Genomic DNA, 26,111 nt, shown 5'->3' with positions numbered 1-26,111 from the left:
ATATATACGATCGTCTATGACGTACGTATATATACGACAGAGAGGTCGAACGATGCTTCCCCCTGGACCGAGACTCCCCGCGCTGCTCCAGACCGCCTGGCTGCTGAGCGACCCGATAGGCGCGCTCGAGAAGTGCCGCCGCAAATACGGTCCGATCTTCACCGTCCGCCTCTTCGGCTTCCCGCCCGAGGTCTACGTCGCCACCCCCGAGCTGGCCGAGCAGGTCTACCGGCTCGACCAGGGCGGCGGACGGGCCGGTCGCGTCCGGCGCGACTTCCTTGAGCCGATGGTCGGCGCGCACTCCCTGCTCACCCTGGACGACGAGCCGTGGTGGCGGCACCGGCGGCTGCTCACCCCGCCGCTCCGTGCCAAGCAGATCGCCGGGTACGAGGGCGAGATCGCCGCCATCGCCGCCGAGAAGATCGCGACCTGGCCGCTCGGCACCCCGTTCGCGCTGCGCGACCGCATGCAGGAGATCACCCTGGAGGTCATACTCCGGCTGGTCTTCGGCATCCGCGACGGCCGGCGGCTCGACCGGCTACGCGGGCTGTTGCCGAAGCTGATCGAGGTCGGCGGCTCGCCGGCGATGATGGTGCTGCCGCCCCGGCTGCGCGAGGCCTCGCGGCGGCTGCCGTTCACGCCGTACGCGCGGTTCCTGCGGCTGCGCGCGGCCGTCGACGAGATCCTGTTCGACGAGATCGGCCGGCGGCGCGCCGAGCCGGGCGGCACCGACGTGCTGGGCAGGCTGCTCGAGACCGAGCTCGGGGACCAGGAAGTGCGCGACGAGCTGATCACCCTGCTCATCGCCGGTCACGAGACGACGGCCACGGGGCTGGCGTGGGCGTTCGAGCGGCTGCTGCGCACCCCTGACGTGCTCGACCGGCTGCCGCATGACGAGGAGTATCTCGATGCCGTGGTCAAGGAGGCACTGCGCGTCAGGCCGGTCGTCTTCGAGGCGCCCCGGCTGGTCGACGCCCCGCTGCGGCTGGGCGACTATGAGGTGCCCGCGGGATGGTACGCGGCACCGCTCATCGCACTCATCCACCAGGACCCGTCGATCTGGCCGTCACCTGAGGAATTCAGGCCCGAACGCTTCCTGGACGGCGCGGACGCCCACGGCAAGGCGTGGATGCCCTTCGGCGGCGGCCGGCGCTTCTGCGTCGGCGCCCAACTCGCCCTCCTGGAGATGCGCGTCATCCTCCGAGAGGTGCTGGGCCGCCTGGAGCTCTCCGCGCCGGATCCGGCGCCGGAGGCCAGGCGGCTCAAGCTCGTCACCCTTGCCCCTGCGAAGCTGACACGCGTCAGCGCGCGTGCTCGGACTCCTGCTCGGACGCCGTAGTCGGGTGCATCTCGTCATGCGGCGAGTCGGCGCCCAGCTCCTTGCGGAGCCGGTCGTAGTCGATGTTGTGATCAGTGTACTTAAGCTGGCGAGCGACCTTCGTCTGCTTCGCCTTGGCTCTTCCTCGGCCCATGGCTACTCCCTAGTCCCCGCTGTCATCTTAGCCAACAACGTTACGACTTGAAGAACTATGCAAGTGCGCTGGATTAGTCTGACACTATGCACGTGGAGGTCTACCAGGCCAAGGCCGATTTCTTCCGAACTCTCGGCCACCCCGCTCGCATCAAAGTGCTGGAGCTACTCCAGGAAGGCCCGCTCCCCGTCCGGGAACTCCTGGCCCAGATCGACATCGAGCCGTCGAGCCTCTCCCAGCAACTGGCCGTGCTGCGAAGAGCCGGGATCGTGAGCGCCATCCGCGAGGGCAGCACCGTCGTCTACACGCTGGCCACCCCTGAGCTGGCCGATCTGCTCGGGGCCGCTCGCCGCATCCTCACCGACATGCTCGCCGACCAGGGCGAGCTGCTCGCGGAGCTACGAGCCGAGGTTCCCTGACCGTGGAGCGTCACCGTCTATGACGTTGAGCACACTGTCAATTGGCCGAAAGTCGGGGTAGGAGCTGGTCTTTCCGCAGTGTCGGGCGCTTCGGGACCTTCCTACGCTGCTGCCCATGATCAGAACTCGCCGCGACGCCGCGGCCGTCCTCCTCAGTCTGACGCTGCCCCTGTCGGTCGCGACGGCCCCCTCGATGTCGGCCCCGGCCGCCGCGGCCTCATCCGCGGACCGTTCCGACACGCGCCTGGCGATCCCGCACCCCACCGGTCAGTACGACGTCGGGCGCGACACCCTGCATCTCGTCGACGGCAAGCGCCGCGACCCGTGGGTGCCAGGTGCGGGCGCGCGTGAGCTGATGGTGTCCATGTACTACCCGGCCGGCACCGGCGGGAGCGCCGCTCCGTACATGACTGTGGACGAGGCCCGGCTCCTTCTCAAGGGGCAGAAGCTCGACACCCTCTTCAAAGCCGAGCTGCTGGCCGGCACGCGCACGAACGCACGCGTCGGCGCCCGCCCGGTCGGCGGCAGGCACCCCTTGGTGGTGCTCTCCCCCGGCTTCACCCTCAACCGCGCCACCCTGACCACGCTCGCCGAGGAGCTCGCCTCCAAGGGCTACGTCGTCGCACTCGTCGATCACGCCTACGAGTCGTACGGCACCACTTTCCCAGGCGGCCGCACGCTGACCTGCGTCGCATGCGAGACGGTGGAGAAGGCTCCCTCCGATGAGGAGGAGAAGAAGCTGCTGGGCAAGGCCGCCGCCGGCCGGGCGGCCGATATCTCCTTCGTCATCGGCCAACTGACCCGCGCCGATGGACACGCGCCTGTCTGGAAGCGCTGGAAGTTGATCGATCCGCGGCGAATCGGCGCCGCCGGTCACTCGCTCGGCGGCAATGCCGCGGCGAGCGTCATGGCCGCGGACCGCCGTGTACGCGCCGGGGTGAACATGGACGGCACGTTCTTCGAGCCGGTTCCGATTGCCGGTCTCGGCAAACGGCCGTTCCTCATGCTCGGCACCAAGGCCCAGCACTCGCCCGACTCCACGGACACGAGCTGGGCGCGAGACTGGCGACGCCTGGACGGCTGGAAGCGTTGGCTGACAGTGGCCGACGCCGGCCACTTCACCTTCATCGACCTGCCCATCCTGGGCGGGCAGGCGGGGATCACCGACCCCAAGGCGCCGCTCTCCGGAACGCGGTCGGGCCAGATCACCACAGCGTACGTGGGCGCCTTCTTCGACCAGCACCTACGTGGCGAACACCAGGAGTTGCTGGACGGCCCGTCCACCGCCAACCCCGAGGTCTTTTTCCAGAACCCCTAGAGACCGCGTTGAGGACGCTCCTGCTTGTTCCTACTCGTCGGCAGGGGTGCCGGCGGCGGCCGCGCGGCGGGCACGGGCCTGGACGACCTTGGGGTAGCGGGCGGTGAAGACGGCCGGGGCGGCGAACGTGATCACCTTGATGGCGATGACCACGGCCGTCGCGTGCGGCGCGGCGGCCAGCACGAACGTCAGCGATACGGCGGCGATGGTGAACGCGCTCGCCCAGACCGTGGTGATGACCGCGTTGACCCGGTAGAAGGCCGGGGTGTTCCAGGCCTCCTTGGGCGCCATGGTGCGCGCGATGCCGAGCGTGAACGGTCTGCGGATGGCCAGCGAGCCCCAGGCGGTGCCCGCCAGCCAGACGTTGACCAGCGCCGGGCCGTACGGCGTGAGGAACGAATGCGGATCGATCAGCGAGAGGACGGTGAGGCAGGCGAAGAACACCGCGGCGCTCGACTCGATCACCATCTCGTCCCAGGCCCGCCCCGCTCGGCGGTCCACGACGACGAGGATCAGCGCGATGACGAGGCCGGTGATGGCGCCCCAGCGCCACTCGTCTCCGGTGGCGATGATCGCGTAGAGGATCCAGGGGGCGAATCCCAGCAGGCCGCGCATGTCAATCTCCCTACGACATTCCTATGTAGACATGTCGAAGGTAGAACCTGCGAGCTCGATATGTCAATATAGGAATATGAGTCTTCGACATGCCGCGCTCGGCCTGCTTTCCGAGGGACCGGCGAGCGGCTATGACCTGATGAAGATGTTCGACGTCTCCCTCGCGAACGTCTGGCCGGCCACGCAGAGCCAGCTCTACGCCGAGCTCGGCAAGCTGGCCGACGCCGGGTTGGTGAGCGTGGCGGCCGAGGGGCCGCGCGGCCGCAAGGAGTATGCCATCACCGAAGAGGGCCTGGCCGAGCTGCGCCACTGGCTCATCGAGGTGGAGCCGGTCCGGAACGTACGCAGCGACATGCTGTTGCGCGTGTTCTTCCTGGCCCAGGTGGATCCGTCACAGGCCAAGGACTACCTGCGGCGGCAGGCGGAGATGGCGGCCGAACGTCTGGCGCACATAGAGAGCATCAGGGACTTCGTGGAGTCCGGGCAGGACAATCTGTCGGTGTACGGGAGGCTCGTGCTGGAGTACGGCCACCACCTCAGCACCACGGCGCGGGACTGGGCCGAATGGGCCGAAGGGCAGATCCGTTAGGCTCGCCCCATGGTCTCCGAACTGTTCGATCCGAAGGCATGGCAGGTGGTCGAGGGATTCGACTTCACCGACATCACCTATCACCGGGCGGTCGACCAGGGCACCGTACGGATCGCCTTCAACCGCCCCGAGGTACGCAACGCGTTCCGGCCGCAGACGGTCGATGAGCTCTACCGAGCGCTCGACCACGCCCGGCAGACCACGGACGTGGGCTGCGTGCTGCTCACCGGCAACGGCCCCTCGCCCAAGGACGGCGGCTGGGCCTTCTGCTCGGGCGGCGACCAGCGGATCAGGGGCAAGGACGGCTACCAGTACGCCGACGGCTCGGCGTCCACCGGCCGGCTGCACATCCTGGAGGTGCAGCGGCTGATCCGCTTCATGCCCAAGATCGTCATCTGCGTGGTGCCCGGCTGGGCCGCTGGCGGCGGGCACAGCCTGCACGTCGTGTCGGACCTCACGCTGGCCAGCGAGGAGCACGCCCGCTTCAAGCAGACGGACGCCGACGTGGCCAGCTTCGACGGCGGCTTCGGGTCGGCGTACCTGGCCCGGCAGGTGGGGCAGAAGTTCGCCCGCGAGATCTTCTTCCTCGGCGACACCTACTCCGCCGCCGACGCGCACCGGATGGGGATGGTGAACGCCGTCGTCCCCCATGCCGAGCTGGAGGAGCGGGCGTTGGAGTGGGGCCGCAAGATCAATGGCAAGTCGCCCACGGCCCAGCGGATGTTGAAATATGCCTTCAACATGGTCGATGACGGGTTGGTCGGGCAGCAGGTGTTCGCCGGCGAGGCGACGCGGTTGGCGTACATGACGGACGAGGCCGCCGAGGGCCGCGACTCGTTCCTGGAGAAGCGCGCACCCGACTGGTCCCCCTTCCCCTGGCACTACTGATCCGCTCTCTCATTCCCCTTCTCTACCCAATCGTGACCAAGAGCTGGAATTCTGATACGTCCTTTGACTTAGTCGTGGGATGGGGATGAGACAGTTGCCGGCATCCGGGGTGTGGCGCCGCTTCGTCAGGCACGCGTCCGCTCTGTGGCTCGTCGGCGCGGTGATCGCGTTATGCCTGCCGTCTCCCGCGCAAGCGCGAGCCATGGCCGACAAGACCCTCACCCTGGCCTACACCTGTACAGGCGGCCCGTTCAGCGACACCTCGCTCAGCGTGCCGCTCACCATGCCCGACACGGCGACTGGCACATTTGACGTCAAGTGGCGCATTCCCGCCCTGACGCTGCGCACGGCACCGACCACCACCACGCAGGTCCACGTCGCCGGAAAGCTCATGGTGGTCGGCGGAACGCACACGGATCTCAGCAAGACCGGCGCGAGCGTCACCTCCGGATCCACCTCCGTGCTGGCCGCACAGGTGGCGAGCACGGTGTCGGTGACCGCCACGACGGGTGGCGAGGTGACGGTCCAGGGCTCCACCGAGCAGGGCAGCCTGAAGCTCAGCCTGGCCAGCGCGCCGTCGGACGTGACCTCGTGCACGACCACCAGCACGACCAGCGTGGTGATCACAGTCGGCCAGGGCGGCACCGGCAACGGGACCGGCGACGTGGTGACCTACTCCTGCAAGACCGGCACGGAGGCCACCCCGCAGACCGTCAAGATCAAGGTCACGCTGACGATGCCGACGACTACCCCCAAGACCGGCGAACAGTTCTCGATCGGCTGGGCGGGCACCTATGAGACAGGTTACGAACTCGAGGCCCCGTCGACCGGCCTGGCCACCGGCAGCAAGCTATACGCCTACGCCGCGATCTCCGGCATCACCCAGCTGACCTCCGCGACCGGAGTGGGCGAGCTGGCCGCGGCCACCGCGAGCGAGCCCATCACGCTGCCCACCAGCGTCGAGATGAAGACCACCTCGAAGAACTCGGGCTCGGCGACGGTGAAGCCGGCCGCCATCAACATCGGCACCTCACCGACCGCCCCGGTCATCGAGTGCGAGGTTCAGAGCGACACCAGCCTCAAGACGTACCCCCTCACCATCGGGGCAGGCAGCGGCAGCAGCCCATCGCCGACCCCCACGAAGTCCAAGTCCCCGACCCCCAAGTCGTCGACCAAGACCTCCTACAAGTCTGAGTCTTCCGCCACCCCGAAGGCGGGAGCCGACACGGGCGCGGGCGGCGACGCCGGTCCGGACGGCCGCCTGTTCGTACTGACGGGCTCCGCCCTGATCGCAGCCGCCGGTGCGGGCGGCCTCCTCATGCGCCGCCGCTCCGCCACAAGGCCCTGACGACGACTCGTAACGCCGACCGGTCACGCACGAGCTGAGGCCGCTCCACACGGCGTGTGCGGCTATCGAAACATCTGCTCTTCTCGGTCGGGTATAAGTACCATTGGGTACCGGAGGGATGTCATGGCAGCATCGAACGTCGCACCGCTCAAAGTCGATTCGGAGACCGACCGACTGATCTCGCATGGAGCGCATTTCCTGCACGTAACCAAGAAAGAGTTCGTCGCGCAGGCCGTACGTGTTTACCTCCAGGTCCGGCAGGCGGAGTTGCACGCGGCCATGCAGGAGGCGATGGCTCAACTGGACGGGACACACACGGCGCGGGTCGCACTCGTCACCGGGCTGACCCAGGAGCAGATCGAGGAGCTAGGAGGGGTATCCCAAGAATGAATCCGACTCGTCCGACAATCCGCTGCCTGCGCGATGATCTCGGCTTCGCCGAGCTCCCGCCTGCTCGAGTGGCATTGGACGAGCTGGACCATCCCCTGCTCCGTAAGGCCTCCGCGCATCTCCGCTTCACCTCCGAGGGCGAGACAGTCCTGCTGTCCGAGGTGCCGCCGCTCATCCTGTCCAAGGCCTTCCTCCTGGCTGCCGACACCACCATCACCGACCCGTCAATCACCCGCCAGATCCACCTCTGACAGGGACCACGGCTGGAGGTCGGCGAGCACACGGCGGTGATGTCAACCGACGGTCGGCCCGTTCGTCGCGCAGGCTGTACGGATCTACCTCGTTCGACGCGCCTGGGCTGGGGGCGACATTGGTGCCTGATCAGCTTTAATATCTACTTCCTTATCGATGGACGATAGATAGCAATATTGGACGCATGGAGATCGGTTCTGGTCTGCTGAGCGGGCATTGACGTCCATCGGGGTCGTGATCGCCTCCAGGTCTCTGGCCCGTGAAAGCAGGTGTTCGCCCATGTCCTTCGGGCAGTCCAGCCCGTCCCGCCGCGCGTTGCTGGCCGCCGCGGCCCTCCTGCCGCTGGCGGGACGCGAGGCCGAGGCATCGGCGGCATCGGCCGCCGCTCCCAAGAGCGCACAGCACTACTACGACCGCGCGGCCAAGCTGGCCGGCGACGACCCGGTGCTGCGGGCCCTCGTCAAAGTGCTCACGCCGGGACTCCCGATGCCGTCGGCGAAGCCGCTCGCGCCGCTGAGGATCTTCGACGATGTCGCGGTGGTGGGCACCAGCTTCGTCCAGGCCACGGCCCTGCTCACCTCCCAGGGCGTCATCCTCATCGACGCGATGGGATCACCGGACGACGCCGAAAAGATCATCGTTCCGGGGCTGCGCTCTGTGGGAGTGGATCCAGCGAAGATCAAGTACGTGGTGGTCGCCCACGGCCATAGCGATCATTTCGGCGGCGCCCAGTTCCTCGCCGACCAGTACGGCGCCCGAGTCATGATGAGCCGAGCCGACTGGAACGTCATCGCCGCCGAACGTCCGGCCAATGCGCCCAAGCGAGACATGGAGCTATCCGACGGACAGAGGCTCACCCTCGGCGACACCACAGTCACGTTCCACCACACGCCCGGGCACACGCCGGGCACCGTCTCGCCGATCTTCCCGGTGCGCTGGAAGGGGCTACGACACACCGCGATGTTGTGGGGCGGGACCGCGCCACCCGCCGCGACCGCGGACAAGCGCATCAATCTCTCCTCCGTGCTCGCCTTCGCCTCCAAGATGAGGCAGGCAGGGGTGGACGTCGAGCTGAACAATCATGGAGGCTGCGACAACAGCCTGGCGCGCATCGAGGAGTTGCGGGCCGGGTCCACGGGAGCGGCGAATCCGTTCGTCATCGGCCGTTCCAGAACGCAGCGCTTCATGAAGGTCATGGAGATCATGCTGCGCGGCCGCATCGTCCAAGACCAGGAGGCGAGCGCCGGCACGTCTTCCGCCGCCGCGAGCGCCTCACCCGGACGATCGACCAACGTCTGCTGCTGAGAGACGACCGGGCGCCGGGCAACGCCACGTTTGTCGCGCGTGCGCTGTCATGTTCCATTCGGGGTCAGAGCCAGTTGACCGGGACGTCCGGGCAGAGTCGCTGGTAAGGGCCGGCGTCGCGGGTGATGATGCGCCAGTCGGTGGCGTTGCCGACGTCGGTGCGGCGGTGTGATGCGGCGAGTGCGGTGTGGGCGGCGGGCAGCGAGGCGACGTCGTGCTCCGCCGCCAGTGAGCCGACCGTGACGGCGTCATCCCTGTCGAGCGGGTCGACGTGGTGGGCGATCATGTACAGCAGGCCCTGCAGGCGTTCGCGGGCGGGTTCGGTACGGACCTGACGGGCGGCCTCGGCGGCGACGATCGTGGGGATGACGATGGGGTAGCCGCGGCGGACGGCTTCACCGATGATCACTTCGATCTCGATGTCCTTGGCGAGCCAGTCGGTGAGGGCGGCGTGGTCGAGGACCAGGCCGGTGTCCAGAAAGCGCACGGCTATCGGCGGCTCTCCTCGATACGGTCGAACATGGCGCGGACGCGCGCGAGCGTGTCGGCGGGGGCGTCATTGAGGTTGTAGCCGACGAGCTCGCGCCAGACGGCCATTCTGCGATCTCGATCGAGTTTCTCGGCGACGGCTTCGTCTATGTAGGTGGAGACGGTGACTCCGTGGGCGGCTGCGGCTTGCTTGAGTTGCCTGCCGACGTCCTCGGTGTGGGAGAAGCTGGTCCGCTTGTCCTTCGTCTGCATACGATTGAGGGTAGCAACTGCATACGTTCGTGGGTATGACCTGCCGGTGCTTGCGGCAGACTGGGTGGGTGGAGATCGTGGTGCCTGCCGCTTTGACCGAGTTTCACGTGACGTACGAGGGAGAGGCCGGGCGGGCCTGGTCGGCGGGGTTGCCCGCGCTGGCCGAGCGGTATCTCAAGCAGTGGGACCTGCGGCTCGATGGTGCGCCCGCGCACGGGTTCGTGGCCCTGGTGCTGCCCGTGGTGCGGGCCGATGGGACGCGGGCGGTGCTCAAGCTGCAGCCCGTGACCGACGAGACCGCCGGCGAGGGGCTGGGGCTGCGGGCCTGGGCGGGTGACGGGTCGGTGTTGGTGGTCGACGAAGATCCTGCCACCGGCACCCTGCTGCTCGAACGGCTCGATGCCGGGCGGCCGCTGTCGTCCGTACCCGATGTCATGAAGGCGCTGGAGATCCTCACCGAGCTGCTTCGGCGGCTGGTGGTGCTGCCCGCTCCCCAGGGGATGCGCCAGCTGGGGGACATCGCGAATGGCATGCTCGACCGCGTTTCCGACGCGGTGGCGGTGCTGCCCAGAGAGCGGGATCGGCACTGGTTGGAGGTCTGCGCGGGGGCGGTACGCGAGCTGGTGGGTGAGCCGGGCGATCGGTTGCTGCACTGGGATCTGCACTACGACAACGTGCTGGCCGGGGTACGGGAGCCGTGGCTGGCCATCGATCCCAAGCCGCTCGCCGGGGACCCCGGGTTCGACCTGATGCCCGCGCTGCACAACCGGTGGGAGGAGGCCGTGGCGACCGGGGATGTGCGTCGGGCGGTGTTGCGGCGATTCGACTTCATGGTTGACGGGCTCGGGCTGGATCGGCGGCGGGCCGCGGGCTGGACGCTCGGCCGGGTGCTGCAGAACTCGCTCTGGGACGTGGCCCGGGGCGAGCCGGAGCTCAACGAGATCCAGCTCGCCGTGGCCGAGGCGGTCCGTCACCGCCTGTAGGACAGCCGCCGGGGTCAATCCGACAGGCTGTGGAGGAAGGCTCGTACGAGAGCGGCGATCTGGGGACGGCGGGTTTCCAGGGCGAAGTGGCCGGCGTCCAGGAGGTGGACGTGGGCGTCCTTCACGTCGCGGGCGAACGCCTTGGCGCCTTCCGGGGCGAAGATCTCGTCGTTGCGACCCCAGACGGCGAGCACAGGGGGCTGGTGGGTGCGCAGGTAGTCCTGCCATTGCGGGTACGCGGCCACGTTGGTGGCGTAGTTCAAGAAGAGCGCGAGCTGGATCTCGTGGCTGCCCGGACGGTCGAGCAGGGCCTGGTCGAGAGCCTCCTTGTCGGGGTTGACCAGGGAGACGTCGGGGACACCGTGCGTGTACTGCCAGTGCGTGGCCTCACGGGTGTAGTTGGCGCGCAGTGGTGCGAGGTCGGCTTCGGTGGGGTTCGCCCAGATCTCGCGGAGGTCCTTCCAGAAGGGGGCCAGTCCGTCCTCGTAGGCGTTGCCGTTCTGGCTGATGATGCCGGTGATCCGCTCGGGGTGGCGCAGGGCGAGTCGGAAGCCGACGGGGGCGCCGTAGTCGTGTACGTAAATGGCGTACCTGGTCAGGCCGAGCGAGTCGAGCAGCCGGTCGACGACGTCGGCGAGATGGTCGAAGGTGTACTCCCACTCCGAGGCGGCCGGGGCCGAGCTGTGCCCGAAACCGGGGTAGTCGGGGGCGATCAGGTGGAACTCATCCGCGAGGTCGGCGATCAGCTCCTGGTAGGCGATCGAGGAGGTGGGGAAGCCGTGGAGCAGTACGAGCGTGGGGGCCGACGGGTCGCCTGCCTCGCGGTAGAAGACGTCCAGGCCGTCGATGACAGTGGTGCGGTAGCGGGTGGTCATAGCAACTCCTCTTAACCTTCTAAATCGGCTTTGATGGTTAAGTGATAGCATGGGACTGATTAACCGGTCAAACTGATTTGAGAGGTTAGGTCCTGTGAGAGTGCGGCCGCTTCGCGGGGAGTCTGTGGCGTTCGACCTGGTGAACACCATGTGGTCGGAGCATGGGGTGCCGCTCGATCAGTTCGACGACCTCGATGGCGTGCGGGCCTGGCTCGACGATCACGAGCTGCCGGGTGGCGACGAGCTGGAGCGCGTACGGGACCGGCTGGTGGAGGCGCGTGCCGCCCTGCGGGCCGCGCTGGACGGGCGCGGGCCCGAGCGGCTCAACGCCGTGCTCGGCCACGGCAGCCGCCGCCCACTGATCCGCACCGCCGACCCGCATGAGCCGTACGAGCTGATCGTCGTGGACGAGGCGGCGTGGCATGCGGCGTGGGTGGCGGCGGCGGACCTGGTGCGAATCCTCCGCGAGCGGCCCGAGCGGGTGCGCAAGTGCGCGAACCCGGAGTGTGTGCTGTGGTTCCTCGACACGAGCAAGAACGGCAGCCGCCGCTGGTGCTCGATGGAGGCGTGCGGCAACCGGGCGAAGGTGGGCCGGTTCCACCAACGCCAGCGCACCGCGGGCTGACCGGCCCACCAGCCTCCGGCCGATCCGCGGCGCGCGAAGGGCTGACCGGCCCGAAGGTCAGATGAGGAGGGCGAGCTTGCCGCGGCCGTGGCGGGTCTCGATCTCGCGGTGCGCGTCCGCCGCCTCCTCCAGCCGGTACGTCCGGCGGATCAGGAACTTCAGCTCCCCCTTCGCGACAAGCGCGGCATACCGAGCAAGACGCTCAGCCGTGCGGACGCCCTTCGTGACCATGATGCCCAGCTCGTCCGCCTTGGCGTGGTCGACCATGGTCAGGATGCGGCCACGGTCCGGGACCACCTCCAGGGAGACGTCCAGCGCCGCGCCACCCGCCCCGTCCAGGGCCGCGTCCACCCCGCCGGGCGCGAGCGCGCGTACCCGGGAGGCGAGGCCGTCCCCGTAGGCGACGGGGATGGCGCCGAGGTCGCGTAGGTAGGCGTGGTTCTCCTCGCGAGCGGTGCCGATCACGGTGGCACCCCTATGGACGGCGAGCTGTACGGCGACCGAGCCGACCGCTCCGGCGGCGGCGTGGACGAGGAACGTCTCACCCGCGACCGGGTTCAGCTGGCCGATGGCGATGTCGGCGGTCTGCACCGCGGCGGTCAGCGCGCCGGCCACCTCCCAGGGAAGCTCCGGTGGCTTGGGGGTCACGTCGGTGGCGGGGACCACGATGTACTCGGCGTAGCTGTTCAGCAGCGAGAAACCGAGCACCTCGGCGCCCACGTCGAGGCGCGCACCCGGCTCCCCTAGGCCGACCACGCCCGGACTTCCTTGATCGACCACGCCCGGCCCCACCTGGTCGATCACGCCCGCGAACTCGTTACCCGGGATCCGTGGCAGCGGGTCGGTCACGCCGGGAGGCGTCCAACCGGCCCGCACCGCCGTGTCGAAGGGCTGCATCCCGGCGGCCTTGATCCGTACCCGGACCTGGCCCGGCCCGGCCTCCGGCATGGGCCGGGACATCACGGTGAGCACCTCAGGTCCCCCGAACTCAGCAAACGCCGCCGCTTTCATGAAATTTCCACTCATGGGGACGACTGTGCATCCTCAACTGCACTTGAGGTCAAGTCAGATCGCATTTCGGGAACTTTCGGCTTTAGTCCCGCTTTATCTGTATAGAGTCCGACGGACATCACAGGGGGACGGGGTATCCGGGGTTCGATGACCGAGTTCTTACATGTCGTGCTGAGCTTCCCGACGGTGGTATTCACCTTCCTTCTCGTCGTGGTCGCCGGCTACTGGTTCATTGTCATAACCGGCCTCTTCGACTTCGAAGACGGCGAGGCGCCCTGGCTGGGCCTGGGCGGAGTGCCCGCCGGGATCGCACTGTCACTACTGATCGCGTTCGCGTGGCTGCTCGCCTTGATCGGCAGTCAGGTGGTGCCGGGGATCGCGCTGCCGGTCGTACCCATCCTCGCCCTGATCGGGGCCTGGTTGGGTACGCGGGCGCTGCTCAGGCCGTTGCGACGGCTCTTCCCCGACGCGCGGCGCCCATCGCGCGGTGACTTCGTCGGGCAGATGTGCGTGATCCGCACGGGCCAGGCGACCGCCGACTTCGGCCAGGCGGAGGTCACCGCGCCCGACGGCTCCTCGGCCGTCGTCCAGGTCAGGACGACGGGCCAGGACCGGCTCGCGCGCGGCGACAACGCGCTCATCTTCGAATACGACACCAACGGCGAATTCTTCTGGGTCATGCCTTACGAAAGCGAGCACTGATGGACGTCATCTCCACCGGATTCGGCGTATTCCTCGCCGTCGTGCTGGTCATCGTGATCGGCTTACTTGCCGTCATCAGCCGCCTTTTCCGGAAGGTCGAGCAGGGCAAAGCCCTGATCATCTCGAAGGTCAACAAGGTCGACGTGACGTTCACCGGGGCCACTGTGCTCCCCGTCTTTCACAAGGCCGAGATCATGGACATCTCGGTGAAGACCATCGAGATCGAACGGACCGGCCGCGAGGGGCTGATCTGCCGGGACAACATCCGGGCCGACATCAAGATCACCTTCTTCGTACGTGTCAACAAGACCGCCGAGGACGTCATCAAGGTCGCCCAGGCCATCGGCACCGTCCGGGCCAGCGACGAGTCGACCCTGCAGGCGCTGTTCAACGCGAAGTTCTCCGAAGCGCTCAAGACCGCCGGCAAGCAGCTCGACTTCGTTGATCTCTACACCAAGCGTGACGAGTTCCGCGACCAGATCGTCCGGCTCATCGGCACCGACCTCAACGGCTACAGCCTGGAGGACGCGGCCATCGACTACCTGGAGCAGACCTCGCTGGCCGCGCTGGACAAGAGCAACATCCTCGACGCGCAGGGCATCCGCAAGATCACCGAGCTGACGGCGATCGAGCACGTACGGACCAACGAGTTCCAGCGCCGCGAGGAGAAGGAGATCACCCGCCAGAACGTGGACGCCCGCGAGGCGATCCTGGAGCTGCAGCGCCGGCAGGCCGACGCCGAGGTCAAGCAGCGGCGCGAGATCGAGACGATGAAGGCCCGCGAGGAGGCGGAGATCGCCCGCGTGGCGGCCGAGGAGCGGCTGAAATCGCAGTCGGCCAACATCAAGACCGACGAGCAGCTCGGCGTACAGCACGAGAACCGGGCCCGTGAGGTCGCCGTCGCGGAGAAGAACCGCGAGCGGGTGATCGCGATCGAGACCGAGCGGATCGAGAAGGACCGCATGCTGGAGGTCATCGCCCGCGAGCGGGAGACCGAGCTGTCGCGCATCGCCAAGGACAAAGAGGTCGAGACCGAGAAGCGGTCGATCGCCGAGGTGGTGCGCGAGCGGATCGCCGTCGACAAGACGGTGGCCGAGCAGGAGGAGAGCATCAAGCGGCTGCGCGTGGTCGAGGAGGCCGAGCGTACCCGCCAGAGCGTGATCATCGCCGCCGAGGCCGAGGCGCAGGAGAACCTGGTCAAGGGCATCAAGGCGGCCGAGGCCGCGGAGGCGGCGTCGAAGTTCAAGGCCCGCGAGGAGCTGACGCTGGCCGAGGCCAGGCAGCAGGCCGCCGAGCTCGACACCCGAGCCAAGATCAGGCTGGCCGAGGGCATCCAGGCCGAGTCGGCCGCTACCGGGCTGGCCGAGGTCCAGGTCAAGGAGCGGGACGCGGAGGCGATCGAGAAGGTCGGCCGCGCGGAGGCGGCGGTCCTGGCCGAGAGGCTGCGGGCCGAGGCGGAGGGCGCCAGGTCCATGGCCATGGTCGAGGGCGACCGGCTCAAGGCGCAGGCCGAGGGTGAGCAGGCGATGGCCCTGGCCGCCGCGACGGCGGTGGGCGAGAAGCTCAAGGCCGAGGCCGAGGGTCTGACCGAGAAGGCCGCCGCGATGGCCGCGCTCGACGACGCGAGCCGGGGGCACGAGGAGTTCCGCCTGCGACTGGAGGCCGACAAGGACGTACGGCTCAAGCAGATCGACGTCACGCGGCAGGTGGCGGAGTCGCAGGCCAGTGTGCTGGCCGCCGGTCTGGCCAAGGCGAACATCGACATCGTCGGCGGCGACACGATGTTCTTCGACAAGGTCGTGGGCTCGATCACCGCGGGCAAGGTGGTGGACGGGTTCGTGGAGCACTCGCAGGTCGCGGGCACGCTGGCGGCGCCGTACCTCAACGGATCGGCCAGCCTCGCGGGTGACCTCAGCGCCCTGGTCAACGGGGTGAGCACCGAGGACCTGAAGAACTTGACCGTGTCGGCGCTGCTGCTGCGGCTCATCCAGAACGGCGGACCCGACTCGGGCCCGCTGGGCGAGCTCCTGGAGACGGCCCGCCGCCTGGGCGTGGCCGACTCCCCGGTGGCCGCGCTCACCGCCGCGAAGGTCTGATCGCGCGTGACCGACGACGTACAGCGCCAGGGCTCCCGTACGGCGGAGCCCGGCGCGACCGCTCCAGCCGGCCAGGTCGCCCAGGTCGGCCTGGAGGCCGGGACCTACGAGGTGCTCAAGTCCCGGCTGGAAGCCCAGGCCAAGGCCCTCGCCGCGGCCACCGAAGGGGTCAACGCCCAGCGCCTGACCGTCTTCGGCGGCACGGAGCTGCGCCTGCTCGGCACCGAGCGCATCCGTACGGACAACAACTGCGTCCCCCGGGACATCGTCTCGCTGGGCGGCGTCATGCTGTTCGGCTACAACGTCTTCATCGGGCTGAAGCCGGAGACCACGGTCGCCGACGTCTTCTCCGTGCACCGCTTCACCAGGGACGGCGACGCCTTCAGGTTCGACCCCGACCGTCTGCCCGCCCTGGAGGAGCCGGCGTTCCAGAAGGACTTCGCCGAGCTGTACCGCTACTACAAGGAGTCCAGGCTCCACCACCTGAGACGCGTCGAGGGCAAGCTGCTGGCCGTCTTCCAGACCGGCCCGGCCGACACCCGGGTCTTCAGATGGACGGTCGACTCCCAAGGAGTCACGAAATATCAGGACAACAGGGGTGAGCGGGACCATGCCTTCCCGCCCTCGCACGACTTCGTGTGGACCCCGGCCACCCGCGACGATCACGTGCTCGGCCGCCACCCGCACATCTCCATCCGCGACGAGGTGTTCGTCGAAACGGTCGGCGGCGACCTCACCATCAAGATCGAGAACAACACCGAGACCGGCGAGGGCATCTACGCCGAGCCCGTGGCCGAACCCCTCCAGAGCCTGGCCGACGCCGACGTCGAGCACGCCGTCATCGGCCCGCTCATCCTGATCAGGATCCGGCCGTACAAGGAGCCCGACTGGCGCCACCTGGTCTTCAACACCCGTACCAAGGCCGTGACCAGGCTCGACGGCATCGGCCAGGCCTGTCAGCGCCTCCCCGAGGACCAGGGGCTGATCTTTCCCGGCGGCTACTACCTGGCCACCGGGGTCAGCAAGACGTTCGACACGGACGTCACGGACCTGGAGTTCGACCGCGTGGTCCGCTCCCCCAACGGCGAGGACGTCCTGTACGTCTTCCACGCCAGAGGTGACGGCCGCTCGCTGCTCCTGCCGTACAACGTCATCAGGAAGGAGGTGGCCAACCCCATCGTCTGCCACGGCTACTCGCTGTTCGACGACGGCACGATGGTGGTCTTCCGCGCCACCTCCGAGGAGCCGACGCGGGTCCACCCCATGCAGGTCTGGCAGACGCCGTACGTCTCCGACACCTACGCCGCCGCCCAGCCCACCGGCAGCGGCCCGCTGGAGCGCATCGGCAACGCCGAGCTGGTGCGCGGCATCTCCGACTGCCTGTCGGTGGCCCGCATGATCGGTGAGATGGCGCCGTCGGCCGCCACGTTCGAGGCGCTGATCGCCGCCTGTACGCGGGCTTTCGACCACTACCACTGGCTCGGAGAGCAGGGCCTGCGCGCCCCGCTCTCCGAGGTACGGGCCACCGCCGAGCAGGTGCTCGACGAGTACGAGCACGTGGAGGCGCTCACCCGCCAGGCCGCCCGCACCCTCGCCGAGGCGACGGAGGAGACCACCCGGCTCGTCCGGCAGGCCCGAGGCGACACCCCCGCCACCGCCGACGCCTGGGTGACGCTGCTGGCCACGTTGCGCCGGGCCCAGGGCCGCCTGGTGACGCTGCGCGAGGTCCGCTACCTCGACCTCGCCCAGCTGGACACGCTGACCGCATCGCTGGCCGACGAGCTGGTCTCGGTGGGGGAGCGGGCCGTCGGGTTCCTCCAGGGGGCCGAGGCGTTCACCGGCTACCACGAGGCGGTCGAGCGGCTGGCCGCCGAGGCCGCCGCGATCACCACGGTCGCCGAGGCCGAGCCCGTCACGGAACGCCTGGCCACCCAGTCCGAGGGGCTGGAGGTCGTCACCGAGGTCGTGGGCTCGCTGGAGATCGCCGACGCCACCGTACGGACCTCCATCCTGGAGCGCATAGCCGAGGTGCTCGGCGGCGTGAACCGGGCGCGGGCCCTCCTGGACGGCCGCCGGCGGGAGCTGCTCGGGGCGGAGGGGCGGGCGGCGTTCGCGGCCGAGTTCGCGCTGCTCGGGCAGGCCATCACCGGCGCGCTTGCGGTGGCGGACACGCCTGAGCGGTGCGATGAGCAGCTCGGCAGGCTGATGCTGCGGCTGGAGGCGCTGGAGACGCGCTTCGGCGAGTTCGACGACTTCGCCACCCGGCTCGCGGCCAAGCGGGACGACGTCTACGAGGCGTTCTCGGCCCGCAAGCAGACGCAGCTGGACGAGCTGGCCCGCCGGGCCGACCGGATCTTCGCCTCGGCCGAGCGCATCCTGGGCAGCATCACCAGGCGGCTGCCGTCGCTGGGCTCGCTCGACGAGGTCAACACCTTCTTCGCCACCGACCCGATGGTGGCCAAGCTCCGCTCGGTCGCCACCGAGCTGCGCGGGCTCGGCGACGCGGTACGCGCCGAGGAGCTGGACGGCAGGGTCAAGGCCGCCCAGCAGGAGGCGGGCCGGGCCCTGCGCGACCGCCTCGACCTGTTCTCCGACGGCGGCGAGACGCTGCGCCTGGGCCGGCACCGGTTCGCGGTCAACACCCAGCCGATCGACCTCACGCTGGTGCCGCACGACGGTGACATGCACTTCGCCATCACCGGGACCGACTACCGCTCCCCCGCCCCCGCCGCGTTCGCCGACACCCGCCCCTTCTGGGACCAGCTGCTCGCCTCGGAGACCCCGGAGGTCTACCGCGCCGAGCACCTGGCCGCCTCGCTGCTCGACGTGGCCGTGCCGGGCGGGCCGCTCCAGGATCTCGTACGTCAGGCGGCCGAACAGCGCTACGACGAGGGGTACGAACGCGGCGTCCACGACCACGACGCCACCGCCATCCTCGACACGCTGCTGCGACTCCGGGAGGGAGCGGGGCTGCTGCGGTATCCGCCGGAGGCTCGGGCGGCGGCGCAGCTGTACTGGGCGTTCGGGGTGGACGAGGTTTCACGTAAAACATTGGCCACACGGGCCGTGTCGCTGGTGCGCGCCCGCACCGTTTTCGGCCCCACTCCGGAGATTGCCGCTCTGGCAACGGAACTGGGCTCGCAAATCGCCGCATTCCACTCAGAAGCCGGTTCAAGGCCCGGTTCAGGGCCCGGTTCAGGGCCCGGCGAGACGGTCGCGCTCGCCGGGGAGTATCTCGTCGAGGAGCTCGCCACCCAGCCCACCGGCTTCGTGACCAGCGCGGCGGCCCGTACCCTCCTCCAGGGCTTCCACCAGACGCTCGGCCCAGCCAGGTCACGCGAGTTCGAGGAGGATCTCAAGGCAGTGGCGCTGCCCGAACGGCTGGAGCTGGCCCGAGCCTGGATCGGCGCCTTCGGCAAGGGCCCCGAGGTGCCCGAGTCCATCGCCGTACAGCTCTGCGACCTGCCCCGCCACGACTCCAGCGCCACACTGACCGCCACGGTGGAGGGCCTGCTGGGCACCCACCCGCGCGTCGCCGACCGCAAGCTGGAGCTGCGCCTGGACGAAACGCTGGCCAGGACCCGCCGCTTCCGTACCGAACGCGTGCCCGCCTACCGGGCCTACCAGAAGCGGCGCACCGAGCTGGTGACCGCCGAGCGGGCCCGGCTGCGGCTGGACGAATACCGCCCCAAGGTCATGAGCGCGTTCGTCCGCAATCGGCTGCTCGACGAGGTGTACCTGCCACTGATCGGCGACAACCTGGCCAAGCAGCTGGGCGCCGCCGGAGGGGACAAGCGGACCGACCAGATGGGCCTGCTGCTGCTCATCTCGCCGCCGGGTTATGGCAAGACGACGCTGATGGAGTACGTCGCCAGCCGGCTCGGCCTGGTCTTCGTCAAGGTGAACGGCCCGGCGCTCGGCCACGCCGTCACCTCGCTCGACCCGGCGGAGGCGCCCGACGCGACGGCCAGGCAGGAGGTCGAGAAGATCTCCTTCGCCCTGGAGACCGGCAACAACACACTGCTGTACCTGGACGACATCCAGCACACCTCGGCCGAGCTGCTGCAGAAGTTCATCTCGCTGTGCGACGCCCAGCGCCGGATCGAGGGCGTCTGGAACGGCCGCACCCGCACCTACGACCTGCGCGGCAAGCGGTTCGCGGTGTGCATGGCGGGCAATCCGTACACCGAGTCGGGCCGGCGCTTCCGCATCCCCGACATGCTCGCCAACCGCGCCGACGTCTGGAACCTCGGCGACGTGCTGTCGGGCAAGGACGAGCTGTTCGCGCTGAGTTACATCGACAACGCGCTCACCTCCAACCCGGTGCTGGCGCCGCTCTCCGCCCGTGACCGGGCCGACGTCGAGCTCCTGGTACGGCTGGCGCGCGGCGACCAGAGCGCCCGGCCGGACCAGCTCCGGCATCCGTACGCCAAGACCGAGCTGGACCAGATCCTCAGCGTGCTGCGCAAGCTGGTGCGGGTGCAGGAGGTCGTGCTGGCCAACAACCAGGCGTACATCGCCTCGGCCGGGCAGTCGGACGCCGCCCGTACCGAGCCGCCGTTCCGGCTGCAGGGCTCGTACCGGAACATGAACAAGCTGGCCGAGCGGATCGTGCCCGCCATGAACGAGGCCGAGCTGGAGGCGGTCATCGACGACCACTACCTCGGCGAGGCGCAGACCCTGACGAGCGACGCGGAGGCCAATCTGCTCAAGCTCGCCGAGCTGCGCGGCCGGCTGACCCCCGCCCAGGCCGCTCGCTGGAGCGACCTCAAGGCGGCCTACCTGCGCGCCAAGGCGCTCGGCGGCGCCGAGGACGACCCGATGACCAGGGCCGTGGGCGCAATCGGCCTGCTCGCGGACCGGGTGGGCGAGGTCGGCTCGGCCATCAGGGAGAACACGACGGACTGACGGGCCACCAGGGGCGCGCGCCGGACTGGCGCGCGTCACCGCGACGAGGGCCAGACGTCGCGGACCGACGCGTCACCGTGGCGAGGTCAGCTGCGTCGTGCACGCTCGCTGGATGGCCGTGGCCCGGGTGAGGAAGTCGAGGATCAGCTCCAGCTGCTCGTCCGAGTAGCCCGCGTAGAGCTCGGACAGCCCGGTCACCAACGGCTCGAAGACCTCCTCGCCGCCGGCCAGCGCCTCGTGGTTGACCTCGACGATCACCCGCCGTCGGTCCTTGGTGTCGCGGGTGCGGCGCACCAGCCACTTGCCCTCCAACCGGTCGATCAGCCCGCTCACCGAGGCGGGCGCGAGGCCGGTGTGCTGCGCCAGCTCCCCCGCGGTCAGCGGGCCCAGCCGTTGCAGCAGGTCGAGCGCCTTCTCCTCGGTCATCCCCACCCCCAGCAGCTCGCCGACGGCGCTGTGGAACATCACGGCGGCATTGCTGTTGTCCCGCCCGGCCATGAACAGGGCTTCGAGCAAATTCTTTCGGTGTTCCGAAATATCTCTGGACACGGTCCTCCTTCCCGGCATATATTTCGTTCGACCGAACGAAAGGTTATCACCATGAAAGCTCTGATCATAGGATGCGGCATCGGCGGCCCCGCCACCGCAATGGCTCTACGCAAGACCGGCTTCGACGCCGAGATCTTCGAGGCCTACCCGGACACGGCCGAGAGTGTCGGCTCGTTTCTCAACGTCGCCTCGAACGGCTTGGACGCCCTGCGCGTGCTGGGCGCGCACCGCCGGGTGCTGTCCGCCGGCATCCCCACCCCGCGGATGGTCATGTGGAGCGGCTCCGGCAAGCGCCTCGGTGAAGTGGCCAACGGCCTGGCCCTGGACGACGGCACGGTGAGCCACACGATCCTGCGCGCCGACCTCTACCGCATCGTCCGCGACGAGGCCCTCTCCCATGGCATCAAGATCTCGTACGGCAAGCGCCTGGTCTCCTTCGACGACACGGGCGACCAGGTGACGGCCCGTTTCGAGGACGGCACGCAGGAGACGGGCGACATACTGATCGCCGCCGACGGCGTCCACTCGCGGACCCGCGCCCAGCTCGACCCGAGCGCCCCGAAGCCGCGCTACAGCGGCCTCTACAGCTTCGGCGGACTCGTGCACGACCCGAAGTTCACCGGCGAGCCGGGTGTCTACAACATGGTCTTCGGCAAGCGCGCCTTCTTCGGCTATACCGTGGCCGCCTCCGGCGAGACCTGGTGGTTCGCCAACCTGCCCCGCGAGCTGGGCGATGTTCCCGCGGACTGGAAGCCGGTGCTGGTGGAGGCGTTCCGGGACGACGCGAACTTCTCCGCCGAGGTGATCAGGCGGAGCGAGGTGGCATCGGCGCTGCCGATCCACGACCTGCCGCCCCTGCCGACCTGGCACAAGGGACGGGTGGTGCTCACCGGCGACGCCGCGCACGCCACCTCGCCGAGCGCCGGGCAGGGCGCCTCGCTGGCCATCGAGGACGCCGTCGTGCTGGCCAGGTGCCTGCGTGAGGCGAAGGACCACCGGGCGGCGTTCGAGCGGTTCGAGAGCGAGCGACGCGAGCGGGTGGAGAAGGTCGTCGCCTATTCGCGGACGATCAGCAACAACAAGGCCGCGGGCCCGGTCGCCCGGGTGTTCCGCGACCTGATGATGCCGATCTTCCTGAAGAAGCTGGCCAGCCAGGAGTCACTGTCCTGGATGTACCGCCACCAGGTCAGCCTGTGACACCGGTCACCAGGTCAGCCCGTGACGCCAGCCACCAGGTCAGCCTGTGACACCGCCTCCGCTCTGGCGGGCAGCAGCGGCAGGCGCACGTCGGGGGTCGGGATCAGGCCCCTGGCGTGCAGGACGCCCTTGATGACGGTCGGGTTCGGTTCGGCGAACAGCGCGGCCGACAGCCGGGCGAGCCGATGACCCAGCGCCCGAGCCCTGGCCACGTCACCCGCGCGCCACGCCGCGGCCAGCTCGACGAACCGGTCGGTGGCCAGGTGCGCCGAGGCCAGGATGCCGCCCGAGGCGCCCAGCGCCAGCAGCGGCGAGATGAACAGGTCGTCGCCCCCGAGCACCTCGAACCCCTCGGGCAGGTCCCCGAGCAGGTCCAGGGCATCCTGATCGATCCCGCCCGTCGCGTACTTCACTGCGGCGATCATCGGGTGCCCGCCCAGGTGACGCAGGGTCGCGGCACTGACGGCCTGCCCGGTCCGGTAGGGAATGTGGTACATCACCAGCGACACCGGCGTCTCCTCCGCCAACGCCTCGAAGTGCGCGATGACACCGCGCTCCGAAGGCCGCAGGAAGTACGGCACGGTCAGCAGTGCGGCGGAGACCCCCGAAGGCAGCTCCTTCAGCGCCGCGGCTGTTGAGCGCGTGTCGTTGCCGGTGATGCCGACGGTCAGCGGCACCTCGCGTTCCGCGCAGACCGCGACGCAGACCTCGATCACCCGAGCCCGCTCGGCGGGCGTCAGCGCCGCGACCTCTCCGGTGGTGCCCAGCGCGACCAGCCCGGCGGCGCCCTGGTCGAGAACGTGGCGGGCGAGCTTGTCGATCGCCTCGACGGCCACCTCACCCTCCTGGGTGAACGGCGTGACCAGCGGCACATGGATTCCTGTCAGCATGCTCTCAGCCTGATGCCGGACAATACGTTAGGTCCAGCGCGGATTTCTGCTGACGAGCTTAAGCTTGCCTGATGCTCGACCCTCGCAAGCTCCACCTCCTGCGCGAACTCGCCCAGCGCGGCACCATCGCCGCCGTCGCCGAGGCGCTCAGCTTCACTCCGTCGGCGGTCTCCCAGCAGCTCAGCGCCCTGGAACGGGAGGCGGGCGTACCACTGCTGGAGCGTACGGGCCGGACGGTCGCCCTGACGCCCGCCGGCCATCTGCTCGTCGAGCACGCGCAGGACGTACTCGAACAGCTGGAAAGGGCGTCCGCGGCGCTCGCCGCGGTGCGGAGCGGCCCGTCGGGGCCGCTGCGGATCGGCGCGTTCCCCACGGCGGCCCGCGTGCTGCTGCCGCCCGCGCTCGCCGAGCTGTCCCACGCGCATCCGGGGCTGCGGCCGATGGTCTCCGAGATCGACCCCGCCGACGTCTCCGCCGCGCTGCGTGCGGGCGAACTGGACGTCGCGCTCGTGCACGAGTACGACTTCGTGCCGCCCGTCACCGACGCGTCGCTGGAGACGGAGCCGCTGTTCGGGGAGCAGATGTACCTCACGGACCGGGCCACGATCGCCGACGCGCGCGATGACGCCTGGATCGTCGGCAAGCCGGGGACCCTGTGCCACGCGATGGCGATCCGGGCCTGCCAGGCGGCCGGTTTCGAGCCGCGGGTCCGTCACCGGATCGACGACTTCGACACCGTACTTGCCTTCGTCGCCGCTGGTCAGGGCGTGGCGCTCGTCCCACGCCTGGCCGCGCTGGCGCCACCGCACGGAGTGACGCTGACCGGCCTGCCGCTCAGCCGCCGCACTTTGGCCGCCTTTCGCAGGGGGTACGGGGAGCATCCCGCGATCAAGGCGGCCGTCGCGGCCTTCCACACAGCGATCACCCACCTCCCGCTCTGAGAGCCTGCTGGCAAGGGTCTTTGGTGTGGAGGCAGGGTTCGGAGATCGCGGGTACGCGGTCATCTTCGGGTCACAGGCAACCCCTCTGGGATGCGCAACGCGATGAACCGGCGGCCGTGGCAGCCGTGGTGGACCGTGAATAAGAATCAGGGGTTCGCCGAACTATGGGTGTTGGGTCGCAACCGACTGAAAGGCCGACATACATGGCAGCGCCCCCCAAAGATTCGGCACCGCCCAGCGAGGATACCGACGCGCAGGTGATAGAGGCGTCGCGGCGTCATCCTGATCGCTTCGGCGCCGTCTACGATCGCTATTTCGCGTCCATCCACCGCTATGTTCACCTGCGCTTGGGTGAGACGGCCGCGGATGACCTCGCCGCGGAGACCTTTCTCCGCGCCTTCCGCGACCGGGACCGCTTTGACTCCGCCTGTCCCAGCGCCCGCCCCTGGCTGTACGGCATCGCCTCCAACCTGGTCGCCGAGCATCGTCGCAGCGAGGCGCGCAGGTATAGGGCGCTGGCCAGAAGCGCCGATGCCGCGGAGATCGCCAGTCACGACGAGCGTGTGGTGCAACGGGTCTCGGCGGCGGTCATGCAGCCGCGGTTGGCCGCCGGCCTCGTCCGACTTTCGGCCGGGGACAGGGAAGTCCTGCTGCTGGTCGCCTGTGCCCAGCTCAGCTACGAGGAGGTGGCCGAGGCCCTCGGCATACCTCGGGGAACGGTGGGATCGCGTCTCAACCGCGCCCGCAAGAAGCTCCGCAAGACCATCGGCCCCGCCGAGGAGGGACTGTGATGAACGAGCTCGACGCGATCAAGGGCTACCACGACAGCCTGCCCGGACCCGCGCCCGAGGTGAGCGCGCGTGCATGGGTGCTGCTGGTCGAAGAGGTCGAGGCCGAGCGGGCCGGGAGCGGCCATCCCCGGCCGACGCGGTCACGTCGGCTGCCTCTTCGCGCTTTCCCCGGCGGCCGGTGGGGGATGAGGGCAGGCGTGGCGGTGGGCCTCGCGGCCGCGGTGACCGCGGGACTGGTCCTGGTACGTGGCGGTCACGACTCCGCTCCATTCGGGACGCGGCCGGCCAGCGCCGCCGAGTTGCTCCGGCATGCGGCCTCCGCCGCGGCGCGGGAGGACCTACGGCCTGGGCCTGGGCACTTCGTCTACGTCGACCAGAAGAACGTCACATTCGCCAGCGGCTCCGAGGGCGAGTACACCCAGGACGTGCGCCGCGAGGTATGGATGCCCACCGGGGATCCTGGCAAGGCCCTGACACGCTCGACATACGGGCAGACACACGCCACCAGCGGGCGCCCTGAGCCCATGCAATCCCCCGGAACGGTGGAGTACCAGCGTGCGGGGCAATGCCACGACAACCGCCTGGGCCTGCCCACCCAGGCCACCGATCTTCCCGCCGATCCTGACCAGGTTCTAGCGAAGATCCGCCGCGCCGCGGCTGCGTTCGTCCAGTCGGACCAGGGCAGACGAGGAGAGACGAACCTGAGCCAGAACGAGATCAACATGCGGGTCGAGAAGGTCGTCGCGAGCTCGTTGCTCAGACTGGCGCAGGACCCGCTCACCCCCTCCCAGACCAGGGCGACAGTCTTCGGCTCACTGTCCAAGATGCCGATCGCGACCATCGTCGCGGACCTCACCGACCCTGCCGGACGGCACGGCGTGGGCGCTTCGCTCAAGTTCGAGACCCCCGACGGCGGATGGGAACGCGGGGAACTCATCTTCGAGCCGGCAACCTACCGGTTCCTCGGCTACCAGAGCTGGATCGGACGGACAGAGGGCGGACAGGCCAAGGAGACTCCGAGCGCCAGTATGGCGGTGATGACAGTGAAGGTCGTCGACTCCATGCCGGAGGTTCCCAAGGACACCGGCAAGCCGATGTTCTGCTAGCTCGATCGTCAAGTTGCGGTTTGTGGAGTAACCCCGTGTGATCGACGGGGCAACCCTTGGCCGTGGACCTTCTCGTCGAAGGAGGAAGATCGGCCAAGGG

26 protein-coding genes are annotated in these 26,111 nt (G+C 69.0%); 18 read left to right on the top strand and 8 right to left on the bottom strand.

Annotated features, from left to right (window positions below; translation table 11 throughout):
- Nucleotides 1-52 precede the first annotated feature (52 nt).
- Nucleotides 53-1,339 (top strand): cytochrome P450, encoded by a 1,287-nt coding sequence (locus tag AB0J16_RS04705; RefSeq protein WP_358534623.1) that lies wholly within the window; start codon nucleotides 53-55, stop codon nucleotides 1,337-1,339.
- On the opposite strand, the gene AB0J16_RS04700 is transcribed toward AB0J16_RS04705, so the two are convergent.
- Nucleotides 1,302-1,472: a DUF3073 domain-containing protein gene (locus tag AB0J16_RS04700; RefSeq protein WP_358437197.1), complete on the bottom strand. Its 171-nt coding sequence runs from the start codon at nucleotides 1,470-1,472 to the stop codon at nucleotides 1,302-1,304. The two genes, AB0J16_RS04705 and AB0J16_RS04700, sit on opposite strands and share 38 nt — an antisense overlap.
- An 86-nt stretch (nucleotides 1,473-1,558) precedes the next feature.
- Here AB0J16_RS04700 and AB0J16_RS04695 point away from each other — a divergent pair, with 86 nt between their 5' ends.
- Both AB0J16_RS04695 and AB0J16_RS04690 read left to right on the top strand, forming a co-directional pair.
- Entirely contained in the window at nucleotides 1,559-1,891 is a 333-nt protein-coding gene (locus AB0J16_RS04695) for a metalloregulator ArsR/SmtB family transcription factor (RefSeq protein ID WP_358437194.1), read from the top strand.
- A gap of 115 nt (nucleotides 1,892-2,006) precedes the next feature.
- On the top strand, nucleotides 2,007-3,209 hold the full coding sequence (locus AB0J16_RS04690) for an alpha/beta hydrolase (RefSeq protein ID WP_358534621.1): 1,203 nt from the start codon (nucleotides 2,007-2,009) through the stop codon (nucleotides 3,207-3,209).
- A gap of 30 nt (nucleotides 3,210-3,239) precedes the next feature.
- Here the strand turns inward: AB0J16_RS04690 and AB0J16_RS04685 are convergent, their stop codons facing one another.
- Nucleotides 3,240-3,824 (bottom strand): hypothetical protein, encoded by a 585-nt coding sequence (locus tag AB0J16_RS04685; protein WP_358534619.1) that lies wholly within the window; start codon nucleotides 3,822-3,824, stop codon nucleotides 3,240-3,242.
- A 76-nt stretch (nucleotides 3,825-3,900) separates the two neighbouring features.
- Here AB0J16_RS04685 and AB0J16_RS04680 point away from each other — a divergent pair, with 76 nt between their 5' ends.
- From AB0J16_RS04680 to AB0J16_RS04655, 6 genes are all read left to right on the top strand, one after another.
- Nucleotides 3,901-4,413 carry a PadR family transcriptional regulator gene (locus AB0J16_RS04680; protein ID WP_358534617.1) on the top strand — a complete coding sequence of 171 codons (513 nt, stop codon included), beginning with the start codon at nucleotides 3,901-3,903 and terminating at the stop codon, nucleotides 4,411-4,413.
- Nucleotides 4,414-4,422: 9 nt separating this feature from the next.
- Nucleotides 4,423-5,301, top strand: a complete 879-nt coding sequence (locus tag AB0J16_RS04675; RefSeq protein WP_225301384.1) for a 1,4-dihydroxy-2-naphthoyl-CoA synthase — start codon at nucleotides 4,423-4,425, stop codon at nucleotides 5,299-5,301.
- A gap of 85 nt (nucleotides 5,302-5,386) precedes the next feature.
- Entirely contained in the window at nucleotides 5,387-6,649 is a 1,263-nt protein-coding gene (locus tag AB0J16_RS04670; protein WP_358534615.1) for a hypothetical protein, read from the top strand.
- A gap of 123 nt (nucleotides 6,650-6,772) precedes the next feature.
- On the top strand, nucleotides 6,773-7,039 hold the full coding sequence (locus tag AB0J16_RS04665; protein ID WP_358534613.1) for a hypothetical protein: 267 nt from the start codon (nucleotides 6,773-6,775) through the stop codon (nucleotides 7,037-7,039).
- Nucleotides 7,036-7,290 (top strand): hypothetical protein, encoded by a 255-nt coding sequence (locus tag AB0J16_RS04660; protein WP_358534611.1) that lies wholly within the window; start codon nucleotides 7,036-7,038, stop codon nucleotides 7,288-7,290. The genes AB0J16_RS04665 and AB0J16_RS04660 overlap by 4 nt, the downstream gene beginning before the upstream one ends.
- 280 nt (nucleotides 7,291-7,570) lie before the next feature.
- A complete protein-coding gene (locus AB0J16_RS04655) occupies nucleotides 7,571-8,596 on the top strand; it encodes an MBL fold metallo-hydrolase (protein ID WP_358534609.1) in 1,026 nt (341 codons plus the stop codon).
- Between the two features lie 64 nt (nucleotides 8,597-8,660).
- Here AB0J16_RS04655 and AB0J16_RS04650 read toward each other — a convergent pair whose 3' ends face one another.
- Both AB0J16_RS04650 and AB0J16_RS04645 read right to left on the bottom strand, forming a co-directional pair.
- On the bottom strand, nucleotides 8,661-9,083 hold the full coding sequence (locus AB0J16_RS04650) for a hypothetical protein (protein ID WP_358437180.1): 423 nt from the start codon (nucleotides 9,081-9,083) through the stop codon (nucleotides 8,661-8,663).
- 2 nt (nucleotides 9,084-9,085) lie between these two features.
- The gene (locus tag AB0J16_RS04645; protein WP_358534607.1) at nucleotides 9,086-9,337 is read right to left on the bottom strand and encodes a hypothetical protein; all 252 of its coding nucleotides are present in this window, start codon (nucleotides 9,335-9,337) and stop codon (nucleotides 9,086-9,088) included.
- 68 nt (nucleotides 9,338-9,405) lie between these two features.
- On the opposite strand from AB0J16_RS04645, the gene AB0J16_RS04640 reads away from it, so the two are divergent.
- Entirely contained in the window at nucleotides 9,406-10,320 is a 915-nt protein-coding gene (locus tag AB0J16_RS04640) for an aminoglycoside phosphotransferase family protein (protein ID WP_358534605.1), read from the top strand.
- Nucleotides 10,321-10,334: 14 nt separating this feature from the next.
- On the opposite strand, the gene AB0J16_RS04635 is transcribed toward AB0J16_RS04640, so the two are convergent.
- The gene (locus AB0J16_RS04635; protein WP_358534603.1) at nucleotides 10,335-11,195 is read right to left on the bottom strand and encodes an alpha/beta hydrolase; all 861 of its coding nucleotides are present in this window, start codon (nucleotides 11,193-11,195) and stop codon (nucleotides 10,335-10,337) included.
- Nucleotides 11,196-11,319: 124 nt separating this feature from the next.
- On the opposite strand from AB0J16_RS04635, the gene AB0J16_RS04630 reads away from it, so the two are divergent.
- Nucleotides 11,320-11,820 carry a CGNR zinc finger domain-containing protein gene (locus tag AB0J16_RS04630; protein ID WP_358534600.1) on the top strand — a complete coding sequence of 167 codons (501 nt, stop codon included), beginning with the start codon at nucleotides 11,320-11,322 and terminating at the stop codon, nucleotides 11,818-11,820.
- Between the two features lie 57 nt (nucleotides 11,821-11,877).
- Here the strand turns inward: AB0J16_RS04630 and AB0J16_RS04625 are convergent, their stop codons facing one another.
- Nucleotides 11,878-12,846 (bottom strand): NADP-dependent oxidoreductase, encoded by a 969-nt coding sequence (locus tag AB0J16_RS04625; protein ID WP_358534598.1) that lies wholly within the window; start codon nucleotides 12,844-12,846, stop codon nucleotides 11,878-11,880.
- A gap of 132 nt (nucleotides 12,847-12,978) precedes the next feature.
- Between AB0J16_RS04625 and AB0J16_RS04620 the strand changes: the two genes are divergently transcribed.
- From AB0J16_RS04620 to AB0J16_RS04610, 3 genes are all read left to right on the top strand, one after another.
- On the top strand, nucleotides 12,979-13,533 hold the full coding sequence (locus AB0J16_RS04620; RefSeq protein ID WP_358534596.1) for a hypothetical protein: 555 nt from the start codon (nucleotides 12,979-12,981) through the stop codon (nucleotides 13,531-13,533).
- Nucleotides 13,533-15,629, top strand: coding sequence for a flotillin family protein (locus tag AB0J16_RS04615; protein WP_358534594.1), 2,097 nt, complete (start codon nucleotides 13,533-13,535; stop codon nucleotides 15,627-15,629). The genes AB0J16_RS04620 and AB0J16_RS04615 overlap by 1 nt, the downstream gene beginning before the upstream one ends.
- Nucleotides 15,630-15,719: 90 nt before the next feature.
- A complete protein-coding gene (locus AB0J16_RS04610) occupies nucleotides 15,720-20,537 on the top strand; it encodes a DNA repair ATPase (RefSeq protein ID WP_358534845.1) in 4,818 nt (1,605 codons plus the stop codon).
- A 72-nt stretch (nucleotides 20,538-20,609) separates the two neighbouring features.
- Here the strand turns inward: AB0J16_RS04610 and AB0J16_RS04605 are convergent, their stop codons facing one another.
- Nucleotides 20,610-21,086, bottom strand: coding sequence for a MarR family transcriptional regulator (locus tag AB0J16_RS04605; RefSeq protein ID WP_358534592.1), 477 nt, complete (start codon nucleotides 21,084-21,086; stop codon nucleotides 20,610-20,612).
- A 51-nt stretch (nucleotides 21,087-21,137) separates the two neighbouring features.
- On the opposite strand from AB0J16_RS04605, the gene AB0J16_RS04600 reads away from it, so the two are divergent.
- Complete coding sequence (locus tag AB0J16_RS04600) at nucleotides 21,138-22,283, top strand: FAD-dependent monooxygenase (protein WP_358534590.1); 1,146 nt, start codon at nucleotides 21,138-21,140, stop codon at nucleotides 22,281-22,283.
- Nucleotides 22,284-22,297: 14 nt separating this feature from the next.
- Here AB0J16_RS04600 and dapA read toward each other — a convergent pair whose 3' ends face one another.
- Nucleotides 22,298-23,173: a 4-hydroxy-tetrahydrodipicolinate synthase gene (gene dapA, locus AB0J16_RS04595; protein WP_358534588.1), complete on the bottom strand. Its 876-nt coding sequence runs from the start codon at nucleotides 23,171-23,173 to the stop codon at nucleotides 22,298-22,300.
- A gap of 71 nt (nucleotides 23,174-23,244) precedes the next feature.
- Between dapA and AB0J16_RS04590 the strand changes: the two genes are divergently transcribed.
- The 3 genes from AB0J16_RS04590 to AB0J16_RS04580 all read left to right on the top strand — a co-directional run bounded on the left by AB0J16_RS04590 (nucleotide 23,245) and on the right by AB0J16_RS04580 (nucleotide 26,011).
- Nucleotides 23,245-24,114, top strand: a complete 870-nt coding sequence (locus tag AB0J16_RS04590) for a LysR substrate-binding domain-containing protein (RefSeq protein WP_358534586.1) — start codon at nucleotides 23,245-23,247, stop codon at nucleotides 24,112-24,114.
- A gap of 203 nt (nucleotides 24,115-24,317) precedes the next feature.
- Nucleotides 24,318-24,905 (top strand): RNA polymerase sigma factor, encoded by a 588-nt coding sequence (locus AB0J16_RS04585; protein WP_358534583.1) that lies wholly within the window; start codon nucleotides 24,318-24,320, stop codon nucleotides 24,903-24,905.
- Nucleotides 24,905-26,011: a CU044_5270 family protein gene (locus tag AB0J16_RS04580; protein ID WP_358534581.1), complete on the top strand. Its 1,107-nt coding sequence runs from the start codon at nucleotides 24,905-24,907 to the stop codon at nucleotides 26,009-26,011. Before AB0J16_RS04585 ends, AB0J16_RS04580 begins: the two co-directional genes overlap by 1 nt.
- Nucleotides 26,012-26,111 lie beyond the last annotated feature (100 nt).

This window comes from Nonomuraea sp. NPDC049750, from assembly GCF_040659625.1.
Classification (GTDB): Bacteria; Actinomycetota; Actinomycetes; order Streptosporangiales; family Streptosporangiaceae; genus Nonomuraea.
This window is presented reverse-complemented; position numbering and strand designations above follow the sequence as displayed.